Here is a 14,233-nt window from a genome sequence, read left to right as displayed (position 1 = left end):
CATCCAATTTTCTTATAGTACATTTACTTGTTCCTCTTAAAAATACCGACTCCACTCTTAAAAGCATTATCTATTCGTTATAATTTTGTAATATTCTTATTCTTTTTTATTCAATCTAGAGCTGTATAATAAATATAAGATAAGACTACTCTATAGAAAGAAAAGAATAAAATGAGGAAAATGATTATTGCAGTACTTAGTATAATAGTATTAAGCTCTTGTCAGAAAACAATTCCAGAGAACAAGGAATATCCATCCGCTGCCGTTCCTAATGCAGCATCCGTTGCAGAAAAAGCAGTTCCTGCCGAGATTGATTTGGAGAAAACAGAAAAAATGAATCAGAAAGAAATAGAATCATTGATCGAAAGCCATCTTCGTCAGAATATGAAATCTCATCTGTCAGATCAGCTTAATATTATAATCGCAGACTATGCGGGAAAATTTATGGAAGGTGATTCCCTAAGCTTTATAGCATATGTTGATCACAGCGGCTTCAACTTTAAATAAGGTATTTTTGAACGCGTCTCTGGCAGGATGAGTCCAATAGAAGTAAAATATATCAAAAACACTGATAATGATAAGGAAAACATTTATTCCTTTAAAGAAGTCATCTATCCTATAGATGGAACTGACTATGAAAAATCAATTCTGGAAATGACTCGGCAAAATCAGGAAATTTTAAACAAGTTAAAGGAATCGGAAAAAAACCAGGAGCAAACCTATTATAAAATGATGGATCATTTAAAAATAGAAGCCGATAAAGCCGGCTTAAAAAATTAACAGCATAAAGTTAATGAAGTGCCCGGCTTTGATAAAGGGGTACAACTCATCGAAAACAGCAGCATACATATTAAGGACACCATACAGATTATTTCAAAATCAGATTATGAACGTCTTAAAAATGTGTCTTCAGGAGAGAAATCCCACACTGAAACAGCTGACGGAGTTTTATACGATAAAAAAACAGGTATTGCAGTAAAAGATATTTTATATGCGGATATGCTTCCATAAAACTCAAAAAAGATCTCTATGTGAAATCCCGCCTTCAGCAAAAGTTATTTGTGTACAGGGAGCTGCACAAGATATAATGAAAGAAAGCATGAGCTGAAAGGCAAGAAGAAAGCCCCTTCTCAAGATTTCCGTTTTAATTTACTTTAACTTTTTTGTAAATTCGATAATCATTTCAATTCTTAATATAAATGCTCCCTCATTACAATACAATCAGAAACCTGAAGCGCATAAAAAATAGAAGCGGAAGAGGCTTCTATTTTTTGATTCGTTTTTCAAATCCCATCTTTTCTAATGCTTCTTTTAAAATTATAAATAACACAACGCCTATGATTCCTTGAATACTATTTGCCGGCACAGATCCTAATGATACTGCTAAACTTCCTGTAAGTATCGTTCCTCCGAGAAGATAGCCTATAACCATCCATATTTCTGCAAATACCGCTAATAGATACACATTTAACTTCCTATTCTTAAAATACCCCATTAATAGTCCTATAATTCCTTTGATGATCAATGTAAAGGGAGCCCATAAACCATATCCGGTCGATAAGTCTGTTAAAGCAGAACCGAATCCCCCCGCAATAAATCCAGTTATCGGACCGAAGAAATATCCAGACAACAGTATAAAAGAATCTCCAAGATTTACATAGCCGCTGGTACCTGGAATAGGTATTTGAATAATTAATGTTGCAACATACACTAAAGCAATAAATATCGCCGTTAAAACAATTCTTCTAGTTTTCATCTTCTTCCTCCAAAAACAATATATTAATAGTATAGGATGAATTTGATATTGTTTATAGACCCAATCTGTGATATTTTAATGATATCAGAAAGGAGCATAATATGGACTTATTTACCTTGCACTTTACAAAGAATGAACCTTTATATCAGCAGCTTTATCATTATATAAAAATCAACATTGAGGATGGAACTCTTAAACCCCATGAAAAATTACCTTCAAAAAGAAAACTTTCAGATTATTTAAATCTTTCCCAAAACACAATCCAATCAGCCTATAATCAGCTTTTAGATGAAGGGTATTTGTACTCTAAAGAGAGAAGCGGATATTATGTAGAAAAAATAGACTGGTTTATGACTCCTATTGAAAAGAAGGATATCAGTATAGAGACAAAAAAAACAAAAAACTACAGCTATGATTTCGACTTCAATTCGATCGATACAAGCGAATTTCCTAAAAAGGAATTTGCTAAAGCATATAAGGATGCAATCGATGAAGTATCTTTGTTCGAAACCACCGGATCTCCACAAGGTTTATACTCTCTTCGAGAGTCTATCTCAAGATACTTATTATCTTCCAGAGGAGTCGATACTTCTCCAGAAAATATTGTTATCAGCTCCGGTACAGAATACCTTTATGATCTGCTCATTCGGCTATTGCCGAAGAAGACGGTCTATGGTATAGAAAACCCGGGATATGCTAAAATAGGCCTTCTCTTTAGAGAAAACAAACTCTCCCATGTGCCGGTACCTATACAGGATAATGGTATTGAAATCGAAGATTTAAACGAAAATGAAATCGACTGCATATCCATCTCTCCTTCTCACCAGTTTCCAACAGGTATTCTTTATCCGATTTCAAAAAGATATGAACTTTTAAAATGGGCCACCCAAAAGAATTCATGGATCATTGAAGATGATTACGACAGTGAATTCAGATATAGCGGAAAACCCATCCCCGCACTTAAAGGGCTGGATAAAAGCGATCGTGTAATTTACTTAGGTAGTTTTTCCAAATCTTTTTCCCCCGCCCTTCGCATCAGCTATCTCGTTCTCCCTGATTCTTTGATGCTTCGTTATCTGGACTTAGCTCATTTCTTTGTTTGCCCGGTTCCCTCTCTCACACAGAGAGTTTTTCAGCAGTTTATGGACAATGGAAATTTCACGAAACATCTGAACAAAATGCGTTCTCTGTATGGCAGAAAAAGAGAACATTTAATCAGCGAATTATTAAAAACAAAATTTCCTTTAAGTTTTTTAGGTACTGAAGCAGGACTCCATCTCCATATAAGACTGCATACTGAAATAAAGGAAAGAATCCTCGTTGAAAAAGCTTTGAATAATGATTGTAAGGTTTACGGGATAACAGATTATTATTATAATAATATGAATCCCCATAAAACAGCTGAATTATTATTAGGATATGGTAATTTATCAGAAGTCCAAATAACAGAAGGTGTTCAAAAATTAAAAGAAGCTTGGAAAGATTGTTTCTAAAAAAAATAAGACCCGAAGATATAGTCTTCGGGTCTTGTATTCATAGGGGATACTATGAATAGCCATAATCATAATAGCTACTATATATTACCATGTATTGTTTAAGGTGTCAATATCCGGTTTAATCCTCTTCTTTGGGGGTATCTTTAATTAAGAGGTGATAATATGAAAGATTTTATGTATAAAGACTTATGTCCGCTTTTAAATTGCGAAAAGGAAATCAAAGTAATCGTAGACAGTTCAAACCCAGAGGGAGAACAAGTTGTTGATTTTTATTGCGATTATGCTGCAGAACATGGCTGCGCATTTAAGGAAGAAGATCATTGTCCTGTTTTTGAGGGAGCCGTCTATAGAGAAGATGAATAATCCAATCTTTTTAGTACATAGAAAAACCAGCCTTGCGGCTGGTTTTTTATTCTTTAGAAATCATATCCTTAACTTTCATCAGTCTTGTGATTGTTGATCTCTCATTTTCGTCTAATTTACTACGAATATATTTTATTGTTTCTTCTAAATCCGGAATGGTTCTATATTCCAATGCATTTACTCTTCTACGAGTCTTTTCGATCTCATCTGCCATTAATTGGGCGGCTTTTTCGACCTGAGCAAGCTCCAGCAACTGTTCCATTACTTTGTCCAAGCCGTCTATGGCTTCGTCAAGATCTGAAGTCGTCTGGGCATATCCGTAAGGATAAACGCCCCCGCTTACATCTCCAGGAACAATACTCTCTTTTTTGAATTCCATTCTAGGAACGTTTACGCTCATTACGTTTTCCGTTCTTATTTCAACAGAGATTCCTTGTTTAGGAACTGAAACAGCTTCATCCAACATTTCCGGACTCATAATTGCACTGGCTAGTAGAAAATCCTTGAAGGAATCGCTTAAGGCAGTCTCTACTTCAAGTCTAAGCTCTTTATTCTTACGAATAAGCTCAATAAATTGTCTCATCAATTCATCCTGCTTATCTTTCAGAAGTTTATATCCTCTGCTTGAAGTTTTCAGTCTTCCCTTAAGTTCCGAAAGAGCCATTCTGGTAGGATTTATATTCAGCCTTGCCATACTTATTCAGCTCCTTGATTCTCTTCACCAAGATATTTGTCAAGATATGCATCTTTAATTCTCTTAAGCTCAGATCTTGGAATAATATTCAATAATTTCCATCCTAGATCCAATGTATCGATAATGCTTCTATTTGTATAATAACCTTGGTTAACATACTGTTCGTCAAAAGCTTCTGCAAATTTTGCGAAAGCTTTATCCGCATTCGATAACGCTGACTCCCCAAGGATTACAGACAATTCTTTGGCTTCCAGACCTTGTGCATATGCTGCATACAACTGGTTCATTGTATCCGCATGGTCTTCACGTGTTTTGCCGTCTCCGATACCCTTATCTTTAAGTCGAGATAATGAAGGCAATACATTTACTGGAGGCGCATATCCTTTTTTATAAAGATCTCTAGATAGAATAATCTGTCCCTCTGTTATATAGCCTGTCAAGTCAGGGATTGGATGTGTGATATCGTCCTCTGGCATGGTAAGAATCGGAATTTGAGTAATAGATCCTTCTCTTCCAATAATACGTCCCGCTCTTTCATAAATAGTAGCAAGGTCTGTATATAGATATCCAGGATATCCTCTACGTCCAGGAACTTCTTTACGTGCAGCAGATACTTCACGAAGGGCCTCAGCATAGTTTGTCATGTCTGTCATGATTACAAGAACGTGCATTCCTTTTTCAAAAGCCAAGAACTCTGCACATGTAAGTGCCATCCCTGGTGTAGAAAGTCTTTCGATTGCAGGATCGTCTGCAAGGTTCATAAACAATACCGCTCTATCGATAGCTCCAGTTTCGTTGAAGTCGTCAATAAAGTATTGTGCCTCTTCGAAAGTAATTCCCATCGCAGCGAAAACTACGGCAAATTTGTCGTCTTTTCCAAGAACGCCTGCTTGACGGGCGATTTGGGCAGCTACGTTGTTATGAGGAAGTCCTGATCCTGAGAAGATCGGAAGCTTTTGTCCCCTAACAAGGGTGTTCAAACCATCGATTGTAGAAATTCCCGTTTGAATAAACTCGTTTGGATAATCTCTAGATACAGGGTTTATCGGCTCGCCATTGATATCTAGTTTGGCTTCTGGAATAATCTTAGGGCCGTCATCGATAGGATTTCCTAAACCATCGAATACCCTTCCGATCATATCTTCAGATACTCCAATTTGAAGAGGCTTTCCTAGGAATCTAACACTTGTGCTTTCCAAGTTGATTCCGGATGTTCCCTCGAATACCTGAACCATAGCTTTAGAACCGTCGATTTCGATAACTCTTCCCCGACGTTTTTCTCCGGTTTGTAATTCTATATCTACTAATTCTTCGTATTTAACACCTTCAACTCCTTCAACAGTCATCAAAGGTCCAACTACTTCAGAAACACTTCTATATTCCTTAAGCATTCGCCTCACCTACCTTTACAAGATCATTCATTGCTCCTTTAATATCTTCAACCAATTGATCTAAGGAAGATAAGTCGTCTTCTGGAACATTTTTTGCTCTGGCGATCTTTTCGCGAATAGGCATATCTTCAATTTCAGATATATATGCACCCTTTTCAAGAGCAACAAGTCCGCTATCGTAGAATTCCAAAATAGCTCTCAGCATTTTAGACTGCTTTTCTAATGAACAGTATGTATCTGTTTCATGGAAAGCATTCTGCTGCAAGAAGTCTTCACGGATAGACTTTGTAACTTCTAGTTTTAATTGGTCTTCTTGTGATAATGAATCTCTACCTACAAGACGTACAATCTCTTCTAAGCTTGACTCTTCTTGAAGATAACCCATAGCGCGAATTCTGTTTTCTGAGAAATCAGAAGCAACTTCGCTATCCATATATCGGTCTACTTTTGTTTGATATAAGGAATAAGAGTTTAACCAGTTGATCGCAGGGAAATGTCTTCTATGAGATAAAGCATGGTCAAGTCCCCAGAATACTTTTACGATACGAAGTGTAGACTGAGATACCGGCTCGGAGATATCTCCCCCTGGAGGGGATACAGCACCAATTGCACTAAGAGCTCCTTCACGAGCATCTTTACCATTACAAATAACTTTCCCGGCACGCTCATAGAATTCAGCGATTCTAGAAGATAGATAAGCTGGGTAACCTTCGTCCCCTGGCATCTCTTCCAAACGTCCCGACATCTCACGAAGAGCCTCTGCCCATCTGGATGTAGAATCCGCCATCATCGCTACAGAATATCCCATATCTCTGTAATATTCAGCAATCGTAATTCCTGTATAAATAGAGGCCTCACGAGCTGCTACCGGCATGTTGGATGTATTTGCTATAAGAACTGTTCTCTTCATTAGAGTCTCGCCAGTTTGAGGATCTTCTAGTTCAGGGAACTCGTTCAATACGTCTGTCATTTCGTTTCCACGCTCGCCGCAGCCTACATAGACTACGATTTGCGCATCTGCCCATTTAGCAAGCTGATGCTGAACTACAGTTTTACCAGAACCGAATGGTCCAGGAATTGCAGCCGCCCCGCCTTTTACTAAGGGGAAGAATGTATCTATAACTCTTTGTCCTGTAATAAGCGGTGTTACAGGGTCTAGTTTTTCTTTATAAGGTCTACCGATACGTACAGGCCATTTCTGCATCATGGAGATTTCTTTGTCTCCTTCAGCAGTTTCAATCACTGCAACGATATCTGTTACTACAAAGTCACCGGCTTCTATACTTTTAATTGTTCCAGAAATTCCATTTGGAACCATAATTCTATGAAGGACTACAGGTGTTTCTTGAACTGTTCCCAACGTATCCCCAGGGCCAACTTCGTCTCCTACATTGGCTACTGGTTTAAAATCCCAAATTTTCTCTCTGTCAAGAGAAGGTACTACAACTCCCCTTGTTAAGAAATCTCCTGCTTTGTCTTGTAAGGCAGTAAGAGGTCTTTGAATACCATCGAACATTTGCTCAATGATGCCAGGTCCCAGCTCAATCGACAAGGGTGATCCAGTCGTATAAACTGAATCTCCAGGCCCAATTCCTGTTGTTTCTTCATAAACCTGAATGGAGGCTTGGTCACCTCTCATCTCTATAATTTCGCCGATGAGCTTATCTTCTGAAACTTCAACAACGTCATATACGTTTGCTTTTTCCATTCCTGAGGCAACTACCAAAGGTCCGGATACTTTTATAACTTTTCCTGATTTCAATATAAGCTCGCTCCTTTATTCTAAAATATTTGATCCAACTGCCTTTTCAACATTCTTGTTGATATTATCCATTCCAATATTCAAAGTACCTTGATTGGATGGAATTAATATAACTGCAGGGATAACAACACTATTATATCTACTAATGGTTTCTGGAATTAAATTTGCCAACTGCTCTGTAATAAAAATAACTCCATAACCTTCTTTTGCGATTTTATCTAATGTAGCTCTTGTTTCTTCCGCTCCATAGGCGGTAAAAACTTCGATACCTAACGCTCTAAACGCCAGTACTGAATCCTTATCACCAATTACTGCAACATTATACATTATTATCACGCAACCTTTCTCTAATGAATTCCGGTGATAACCCGTTTAATTTCGCAACGAAGATAATGCCTAGGTTTTTAATCTCTGTTTCCTTCGTCTGCAAATAAGCAAATATCACTTCCGGTCCATAGGTTACTCTTTTTGCTTCGCTTGTAATGTACATCAAGTAATCATCCATCATTTTTTCAAAACCTGCTAAGCTGCCGGTTTTTTCAAATTCTGCAATTCCTTGAGAAGCATAATAATAAATCCTTGCACTTTTGAAAAGATTACTGTTTGATTCAACTTTTGTATGCAGATACTCTTCATATTTCGATTTATCGATGCTTCCGCCTGGAATAATTACTTTGTTCAAGAAGGAAGGATCTTTGTCTTGTTTTTGACAACGAAGAAGAGTTTTTATATTTGTTAAATCGATCAAATCCTCTACATACTGAGTGAAGAATTCGCTGTCCAAAGCTTCTGCCTTGACTTTTAATTCTTCAAAATAAGCTCTGTCTAAAAGAATATCGATCATTTGCGGATCTTTCATATTCTCATATTGAGTATATACATAGTTTAAATCTTCATATTGGCGTTGATTTTCTAAAGGTGTATTTCCAGCTTCAAAATCAGCTTTCAATTTATTCATATCTACACCCCCGATATTTATATACATACGGGAATAATCTTCGCCTGTAATCTTCTCTTTTAAAATCACCTTAAGATTATGATACAGATACTTTAATGTAACTAAATCAACCACTTCTCTTCTAGGAGAAACTCCATACATTTCAGTAAAGAAACGCTGTTGTTCTCCGGCTAAAGCTTGTGTATAATCTTCAGGTCTTTCTAGTTTATTGATGAAAGGCTGATATTGACTGTCGTTAAGTAAACGTATCAACTCGTCAACATCATTTGCTTCTATTAACCTTTGCATTTGAATTTTATCAAGAAGCTTTTTTTCCAGCACTCTAGTTCTAGTTGAGCTTTGGATAAATAATTCTCTATCCATTTATTCACTCCTCCTATTTCTGAAATAGCTTCTCAACAATTTCCGTTTCCAAATCATCCTTTTGAAATTCTATAAGACTTTCAAAATCATTATTTAATCGAACATTTCCATTGTCTACTGCAAAACCGCTTTGGATATTTTCATCAGATAACTGATAACCCAAACCTGCTTTTTCTACAGCTGCTCTCTTATTTTGAGGCACGATTAATGTACTACCCGCTGGAATATCCATGTCGCTAAGGGATTTTTTAAGATAGGCAAGATACGTCTGATCATCCAGATTTTTAAGCTTTTCTTTCACACTTTCGATCACTCGATCTACTACGATTTGTTTCGCAGCAAGTCTTCGATCTCTCGCTTTTAACTCTGCTGATGAAACAACATTATCTCTAATAGCGCCTACTTCTCTATCCGTTCTTTGTCTTAATTCTCTTGAAATATTATTAGCGTCTGCGATTCGTTGATTTTGAAAAACGTCTTTCTTATCTTCTGCATCCTTTAAGATTGCAGATTCTTGCGCTTTGGCATCTTCCTGAATCTTTTGGATTATATTATCTAAGTTTGACATTTTTACAACTCCTTATTCCTATAAGTTTGGAGCTACTGTGAACACTAATAAGAAAGCGATAGCGAATGCTAAGATCGCATACATCTCAACCATTACTGCGTAAACGATACCTTTTGATTGTTGTGCTTCGTTTTTCGCTAAAATATTCATACCTGCAACAGATACTCTACCTTGGGCTTTAGCTGAAGTTAAACCAGAGATTCCCATAGTTAAACCAGCTGCTAAATAAACGAATCCAGCTTGAAGACTTACTTGAGGGTCTAATGCAAAAAGAATAAGAATTCCAATTACGAAACCATAAAGACCCTGTGTACCTGGAAGAAGTTGGAGTACTAAAGACTTACCGAATTTTTCCGGTTCTTCGATTACGATTCCTGCAGCTGCTTCCCCTGCAATACCTACACCTTTTGCTGAACCTGTTCCTGATAAGAATACAGATAACGCTACTGCAATTGCACCTAAACTAACTCCACCATAATTTAATATAAATTCTACCATTATTTACTAATCCTCCTACTCATTTTCATTGATTATGTTAAAGAATTTCGATTCTTTAATCATTTTTCTAAATGGCTTTCCGCCACCTTCATAAAATTTGTTGAACATTTCTACATAAGTTAAACGTGCTGTATGAACATAAGCAGACAGATAACTTAAGAACATATTGAAGGCTTGCATCGCTACAAACAGTACAATTCCGCCTGCTATACCTGCAATACCCGCTCCGAAAAGCATTTTTACAATTAAGTTTACCGCTACTGCGATAAATCCGCCTGAAAGACCTAAAGCCATCAAACGAAGATACGACACGAAGTCTCCTATATAGGAAGTTACACCGTATAAAGAATAAATACCACCGGCAATTTTTCCACCCATTGAAGGAGCTTCTCGACCTCCAGTTACTACAATTCCAATGGCGCCTATAATAGCTGCCCATTTTGATATCTCTCCTACAATAGCAGGAAGTCCTAATGGACCTGCAGCGATCATAAGAACTAAACCGATAAGAATCATATACCAGAAACCTACATCAAATAATGCATCTAACGGTTTTCCATCTCTAAAATCCATATAGGCTTGAATTCCCAATGCGAAGAAGATATGAACCGCACCAAAAATCAAAGATATAATAATCAAAGTCATGGAATCTGTTTCTTGATTGATCAATTTCGGCATTTCGATTACCCCGCCGAAGAAAGATCCGTATATAAGCCCCCATACAATGGCAAAAAATCCCATATACATTAAAAACTTAAAGAAATTTCTTTGGGATTTCTTTAAGTTAAAGGCTTTTAAACCGATAAATGTAATAATAAAAAGAAGCAATCCATACCCTAAATCTCCTACCATCATTCCAGAGAAGAATGCATAAAATGGAGCTAACAACGGAGTAGGATCGATCTCATTGTACTTCGGCAGCGAATACATAGCTGTTGTATTTTCATAAGCTTCTGCAAATGCGTTATTTTCTAAAATGATCGGTACGTTAGCATCATCTCTATCTGCAGGATTTATTTCTAAATAATAGTCCTCGCCTAATACCTTTGTTAAAAGGTTTTTGAATTCTTCCTCTTTCTTTGTCGGTACATATCCTTCTATAATATCTACCTTGCTTGTACTAAGGAAGTTTTCGCTCGCAGCTATTTGAGTTTTTTTATTGTCGAGATAATCATGATAGATCTCGAAATTTTCTAGCAAATAGGCTCTTGATTCAATTTTGTCTTCTAATACCTTTAACTCGCTATCGATTTTTTCTTGACGTATGGCATTGTCAGAAATTTCGTCTTTCACAGAGCTTTTTGCATTGATACGCGTTTGCGTAAATGCATTTTTTCTTAAAATCTCTGCTAGTTCGTCGTACTCTTCATTTGTCGTAATAAGGAGCACGTAGGAATTTCCATCTACAGAATCCACTTTTTCCAAATATGTTTCTTTTAGATCAATTAAGTCTTTCTCTAAATTAGCCACATACTTGTCTGCTATGAAGCCTGTCATTGCCTTAACCTTGTCAAAACCGTATAAATCATTCACCGGCAGGGACAGTTTTGTCCATGGGGATAATTCATCCAGCTGCGACTCAAGATTCGTTTTTTCCTGAAGCAGTGCTGTTTTCTGATCGCTTATTCCTTTAAGTTCTTCGAAAGAATGATCGAAATCAAATTCTTGAGCTCGATTGTTAAGCTGATCCAAAGTCAACGATTTTTGACCTAGTTTCATCTCTGTAATCATGCCGAGCTTCACTTTATAAGGAGACAATGTATCTATCGCCCAGTTGGCTCTAGCCAGTTCTTCATTGATTTCTGTAATGCTTTCTGGAACTTCAACTTCATTCAAAGCAGCATAGGCTTCATCATCTTCTACTTGGAGATCATCGAAATGAACATAATCAAATCTTTGCAGATCTCTTAATAGAAGATCCCGATCATAGCCAAAGGACATTAGATGGAATTTACTCATATCTACTATAGCCATCTTAATTCACTATCCTTTCTACAATGGAATCTACAATTTGTTCTAAATCTTGATTTTTAATGGAGCGTATTCTTTCAGATTCTCCATCTGCTCTTTCCAGAATCGGCGCTGCCAATTCATTTCCTTCTTTTCTAGACTCTTCTAGAGCTTGGTCTCTCTCATAATTTGCTTGTGCTATAATCTCATTGTATTTAAGCTCGGTTTCTTCCTTGCCTTCTTCAATGATCTGCAAAGCTTTTCTTCTGGCATTTTCAATCAGCAGTTTTGCTTGATCTTCAGCCTCTTTTACTCTTTGGATAGCATCTATTGACACTGTATCACCTCCTAAAATACTTTAAAAACGATTTCAAGTATGAGATAACGAATTTACATATAACTTATGTACTCACTATCATCCAAACGGATTTTATATAATAAATTCATACTACTATTGTACCATGCTAAATAGTTAATTTCAATAAACTATTTAGGAATAAAATCCTAGATAACAGGAAGATTCTGCTATTTATCGATAATATTGCTATATAACTTCCACTTCCTGATCCATAAATTAAAATGCAGATTCCCCTCATGCTCTATCGCGGTTCAAATTAGCTCTGATCCCATTCGACTAGTCTATAATACAACGTTTCCTTCAAAGAGTCTATCTCATTTCGCACATTTCGATAAATCTCAATATTTTGTCCATAAGGATCCTCAATATTAAAGCTTTCTTCTCCGGCGAATTCTTTTAAAGTATACACGTTTTTATAATCCATAGCTCTTAAATAGTTTCGCTGATCCACCGTCATCGTCAGTATCAAATCATCAGGCTCTGGTTTTTTATCCTCTATTGAAGAAGGAGTAAAGCCGAGTAAAATGTACCCCAGCTCCTCCATAACCTTCACGGAATTTTTATTTGCAACACTGCTGTCTGGAAATAAGCCGAAGGATTCAGCTTGAAACATCTCTTTAATATCTTTGTATTTTTCATTAAAGAGTACCTCTGCCATGGGACTTCTGCAGGTATTTCCCGTACATACAAAATAAAAAATCATTATAAATCTTCTACCCTCCCTTTTGAGGATTTCCTCAACCGGTTCATAATTCCAACTCCCAACCCCTTCTCTTCGGCACCTTCTACTAGAACTATCTGTACTTTTCTGCGGTCCATTTCCCGAAGATGCTGAAATAATACGTGGGCCATCACAATATAGCTTTTTTCTGATCCTAACGATAATCTTTCATCAGCAGAATATAAATCAAAATTCTCGGAAAAAGCCAAAACTCCTGTTCTAAAACCTAGTTTCTTCCAATATAGAAGTTTTTCTCGAATTCTTTCAACTCTTGCATTTTTTTCTCCCCGATAACAATAAACCTCTGCTTTCGGTGCATAATGTTTATATTTCTGCCCAGGGGATTTCGGCACAGCCCCTTCTTGAATAAGACCCGGATCAAAAAGAACCAATCCTGCATAAGGACGAAGATCTTCCTGATCAAAATACCCCGGTCTTAAAATTTTAAAAGGTTTCTCTGTAAGATCAAGCACTGTAGACTCGATGCCGATTCTGCTTTCGCCGCCATCTAGTATCATCGGGATTTTGCCTTTTAAATCTTCATAAACATCGTAAGCCTTTGTAGGGGAAGGCCTTCCGGAAATATTAGCGGAAGGGGCTGCTATCGGCTTTCCAAGCTTTTCGATTAAAGACAGGGCTATTGGATGAGACGGCATTCTTACAGCTACAGTGTCTCCTCCCGCAGTGACAACTTTTGGTATAGAATCCTTGGCTTTGAATACTAGTGTCAAAGGCCCCGGCCATAAATGTTCCATTATTTTACCAGCTTCATCCGGGATCTCCTTAACGAGCTGGGATAATTCTTCAATATTTGAGATATGAAGGATCAGAGGATTATCTGCAGGCCTTCCTTTCGTTTCAAATATTTTTCTGCAGGCTTCCGAGGACAATCCGTCCCCTCCGAGACCGTAAACGGTTTCAGTCGGAAAAGCTACCAGCTCCCCTTTTCTCAGATATTCGGCCGCTTCTAATATGCTTTCCTCTTCTGATGAAAGATCTTTGATTTCTACAAGTTTTGTTTTCGTAATCAGCCCCTCCTTATTCTTTTAAAATCATCCTATCATAATTGTACAACAAGTATATCCTTCTTCAAATTTTTTTATCTATATTTATTATCTAGATTTATCTTGTATATTTTATTCAATTATGTTATTATATTTAGGTCAGCCGAAGTGATGGAATTGGTAGACGTGCGGGACTCAAAATCCCGTGGTGGCAACACCGTGTGGGTTCGATCCCCACCTTCGGCACCATATGTAAGACCAGCAGAGCGGCTGGTCTTTTTTTGTTTTTTACTTTTGATTACTTTTTATAGATAAAGCTCTTAAAAGAAAAAAAACCAGAGTGTAAATTCA

The 14,233-nt window shown here is 37.0% G+C and carries 17 protein-coding genes and 1 tRNA gene; 6 read left to right on the top strand and 12 right to left on the bottom strand.

Annotation, left to right across the window (positions count from 1 at the left end):
• Window positions 1-171: 171 nt before the first annotated feature.
• Genes ACTQ46_RS03405 through ACTQ46_RS03395 form a run of 3 tightly spaced genes read left to right on the top strand, consistent with a single transcriptional unit; the run spans window position 172 to window position 1,011 of the window.
• Window positions 172-507: a hypothetical protein gene (locus ACTQ46_RS03405; RefSeq protein ID WP_441747477.1), complete on the top strand. Its 336-nt coding sequence runs from the start codon at window positions 172-174 to the stop codon at window positions 505-507.
• Between the two features lie 27 nt (window positions 508-534).
• A complete protein-coding gene (locus ACTQ46_RS03400) occupies window positions 535-780 on the top strand; it encodes a hypothetical protein (protein WP_441747476.1) in 246 nt (81 codons plus the stop codon).
• Between the two features lie 18 nt (window positions 781-798).
• A complete protein-coding gene (locus ACTQ46_RS03395) occupies window positions 799-1,011 on the top strand; it encodes a hypothetical protein (RefSeq protein ID WP_441747475.1) in 213 nt (70 codons plus the stop codon).
• Between the two features lie 253 nt (window positions 1,012-1,264).
• Here ACTQ46_RS03395 and ACTQ46_RS03390 read toward each other — a convergent pair whose 3' ends face one another.
• Window positions 1,265-1,756 carry an ECF transporter S component gene (locus ACTQ46_RS03390; RefSeq protein WP_441747474.1) on the bottom strand — a complete coding sequence of 164 codons (492 nt, stop codon included), beginning with the start codon at window positions 1,754-1,756 and terminating at the stop codon, window positions 1,265-1,267.
• A 101-nt stretch (window positions 1,757-1,857) separates the two neighbouring features.
• Between ACTQ46_RS03390 and pdxR the strand changes: the two genes are divergently transcribed.
• Together pdxR and ACTQ46_RS03380 are read left to right on the top strand one after the other, a co-directional pair.
• Window positions 1,858-3,249 (top strand): MocR-like pyridoxine biosynthesis transcription factor PdxR, encoded by a 1,392-nt coding sequence (gene pdxR, locus ACTQ46_RS03385; RefSeq protein WP_441747473.1) that lies wholly within the window; start codon window positions 1,858-1,860, stop codon window positions 3,247-3,249.
• 165 nt (window positions 3,250-3,414) lie between these two features.
• Window positions 3,415-3,615 carry a hypothetical protein gene (locus ACTQ46_RS03380; RefSeq protein ID WP_441747472.1) on the top strand — a complete coding sequence of 67 codons (201 nt, stop codon included), beginning with the start codon at window positions 3,415-3,417 and terminating at the stop codon, window positions 3,613-3,615.
• 46 nt (window positions 3,616-3,661) lie between these two features.
• Here ACTQ46_RS03380 and ACTQ46_RS03375 read toward each other — a convergent pair whose 3' ends face one another.
• The 11 genes from ACTQ46_RS03375 to ACTQ46_RS03325 all read right to left on the bottom strand — a co-directional run bounded on the left by ACTQ46_RS03375 (window position 3,662) and on the right by ACTQ46_RS03325 (window position 13,882).
• On the bottom strand, window positions 3,662-4,309 hold the full coding sequence (locus tag ACTQ46_RS03375) for a V-type ATP synthase subunit D (protein WP_441747471.1): 648 nt from the start codon (window positions 4,307-4,309) through the stop codon (window positions 3,662-3,664).
• Between the two features lie 2 nt (window positions 4,310-4,311).
• Window positions 4,312-5,700 carry a V-type ATP synthase subunit B gene (locus ACTQ46_RS03370; RefSeq protein WP_441747470.1) on the bottom strand — a complete coding sequence of 463 codons (1,389 nt, stop codon included), beginning with the start codon at window positions 5,698-5,700 and terminating at the stop codon, window positions 4,312-4,314.
• A complete protein-coding gene (locus tag ACTQ46_RS03365) occupies window positions 5,693-7,462 on the bottom strand; it encodes a V-type ATP synthase subunit A (protein WP_441747469.1) in 1,770 nt (589 codons plus the stop codon). Before ACTQ46_RS03365 ends, ACTQ46_RS03370 begins: the two co-directional genes overlap by 8 nt.
• Before the next feature lie 15 nt (window positions 7,463-7,477).
• Window positions 7,478-7,792 carry a V-type ATP synthase subunit F gene (locus ACTQ46_RS03360; protein WP_441747532.1) on the bottom strand — a complete coding sequence of 105 codons (315 nt, stop codon included), beginning with the start codon at window positions 7,790-7,792 and terminating at the stop codon, window positions 7,478-7,480.
• The gene (locus tag ACTQ46_RS03355) at window positions 7,782-8,783 is read right to left on the bottom strand and encodes a V-type ATP synthase subunit C (RefSeq protein ID WP_441747468.1); all 1,002 of its coding nucleotides are present in this window, start codon (window positions 8,781-8,783) and stop codon (window positions 7,782-7,784) included. The genes ACTQ46_RS03360 and ACTQ46_RS03355 overlap by 11 nt, the downstream gene beginning before the upstream one ends.
• A gap of 13 nt (window positions 8,784-8,796) precedes the next feature.
• Complete coding sequence (locus ACTQ46_RS03350) at window positions 8,797-9,351, bottom strand: V-type ATP synthase subunit E (protein ID WP_441747467.1); 555 nt, start codon at window positions 9,349-9,351, stop codon at window positions 8,797-8,799.
• 18 nt (window positions 9,352-9,369) lie between these two features.
• Window positions 9,370-9,849 carry a V-type ATP synthase subunit K gene (locus tag ACTQ46_RS03345; protein ID WP_441747466.1) on the bottom strand — a complete coding sequence of 160 codons (480 nt, stop codon included), beginning with the start codon at window positions 9,847-9,849 and terminating at the stop codon, window positions 9,370-9,372.
• Between the two features lie 15 nt (window positions 9,850-9,864).
• A complete protein-coding gene (locus ACTQ46_RS03340) occupies window positions 9,865-11,823 on the bottom strand; it encodes a V-type ATP synthase subunit I (protein WP_441747465.1) in 1,959 nt (652 codons plus the stop codon).
• Window position 11,824: 1 nt separating this feature from the next.
• Window positions 11,825-12,136: a hypothetical protein gene (locus ACTQ46_RS03335; protein ID WP_441747464.1), complete on the bottom strand. Its 312-nt coding sequence runs from the start codon at window positions 12,134-12,136 to the stop codon at window positions 11,825-11,827.
• Window positions 12,137-12,413: 277 nt separating this feature from the next.
• Window positions 12,414-12,860 (bottom strand): arsenate reductase/protein-tyrosine-phosphatase family protein, encoded by a 447-nt coding sequence (locus ACTQ46_RS03330; protein ID WP_441747463.1) that lies wholly within the window; start codon window positions 12,858-12,860, stop codon window positions 12,414-12,416.
• Window positions 12,860-13,882 carry an L-threonylcarbamoyladenylate synthase gene (locus tag ACTQ46_RS03325; RefSeq protein WP_441747531.1) on the bottom strand — a complete coding sequence of 341 codons (1,023 nt, stop codon included), beginning with the start codon at window positions 13,880-13,882 and terminating at the stop codon, window positions 12,860-12,862. Before ACTQ46_RS03325 ends, ACTQ46_RS03330 begins: the two co-directional genes overlap by 1 nt.
• 162 nt (window positions 13,883-14,044) lie before the next feature.
• Here ACTQ46_RS03325 and ACTQ46_RS03320 point away from each other — a divergent pair.
• Window positions 14,045-14,131 (top strand) — tRNA-Leu (locus ACTQ46_RS03320).
• Window positions 14,132-14,233: the final 102 nt, after the last annotated feature.

This window comes from Gallicola sp. Sow4_E12 (assembly GCF_052116305.1).
Classification (GTDB): Bacteria; Bacillota; Clostridia; order Tissierellales; family Peptoniphilaceae; genus JBQKLI01.
The sequence above is the reverse complement of the archived record's forward strand: the minus strand, read 5'-3'. Positions and strand labels throughout refer to the sequence as shown.

Coding starts and splice junctions, on each gene's coding strand:
- ACTQ46_RS03405 (WP_441747477.1), top strand. CDS start 172: ATGAGGAAAATGATTATTGCAGTACTTAGTATAATAGTATTAAGCTCT.
- ACTQ46_RS03400 (WP_441747476.1), top strand. CDS start 535: ATGAGTCCAATAGAAGTAAAATATATCAAAAACACTGATAATGATAAG.
- ACTQ46_RS03390 (WP_441747474.1), bottom strand. CDS start 1,756: ATGAAAACTAGAAGAATTGTTTTAACGGCGATATTTATTGCTTTAGTG.
- pdxR (WP_441747473.1), top strand. CDS start 1,858: ATGGACTTATTTACCTTGCACTTTACAAAGAATGAACCTTTATATCAG.
- ACTQ46_RS03380 (WP_441747472.1), top strand. CDS start 3,415: ATGAAAGATTTTATGTATAAAGACTTATGTCCGCTTTTAAATTGCGAA.
- ACTQ46_RS03375 (WP_441747471.1), bottom strand. CDS start 4,309: ATGGCAAGGCTGAATATAAATCCTACCAGAATGGCTCTTTCGGAACTT.
- ACTQ46_RS03370 (WP_441747470.1), bottom strand. CDS start 5,700: ATGCTTAAGGAATATAGAAGTGTTTCTGAAGTAGTTGGACCTTTGATG.
- ACTQ46_RS03355 (WP_441747468.1), bottom strand. CDS start 8,783: ATGGATAGAGAATTATTTATCCAAAGCTCAACTAGAACTAGAGTGCTG.
- ACTQ46_RS03350 (WP_441747467.1), bottom strand. CDS start 9,351: ATGTCAAACTTAGATAATATAATCCAAAAGATTCAGGAAGATGCCAAA.
- ACTQ46_RS03345 (WP_441747466.1), bottom strand. CDS start 9,849: ATGGTAGAATTTATATTAAATTATGGTGGAGTTAGTTTAGGTGCAATT.
- ACTQ46_RS03340 (WP_441747465.1), bottom strand. CDS start 11,823: ATGGCTATAGTAGATATGAGTAAATTCCATCTAATGTCCTTTGGCTAT.
- ACTQ46_RS03330 (WP_441747463.1), bottom strand. CDS start 12,860: ATGATTTTTTATTTTGTATGTACGGGAAATACCTGCAGAAGTCCCATG.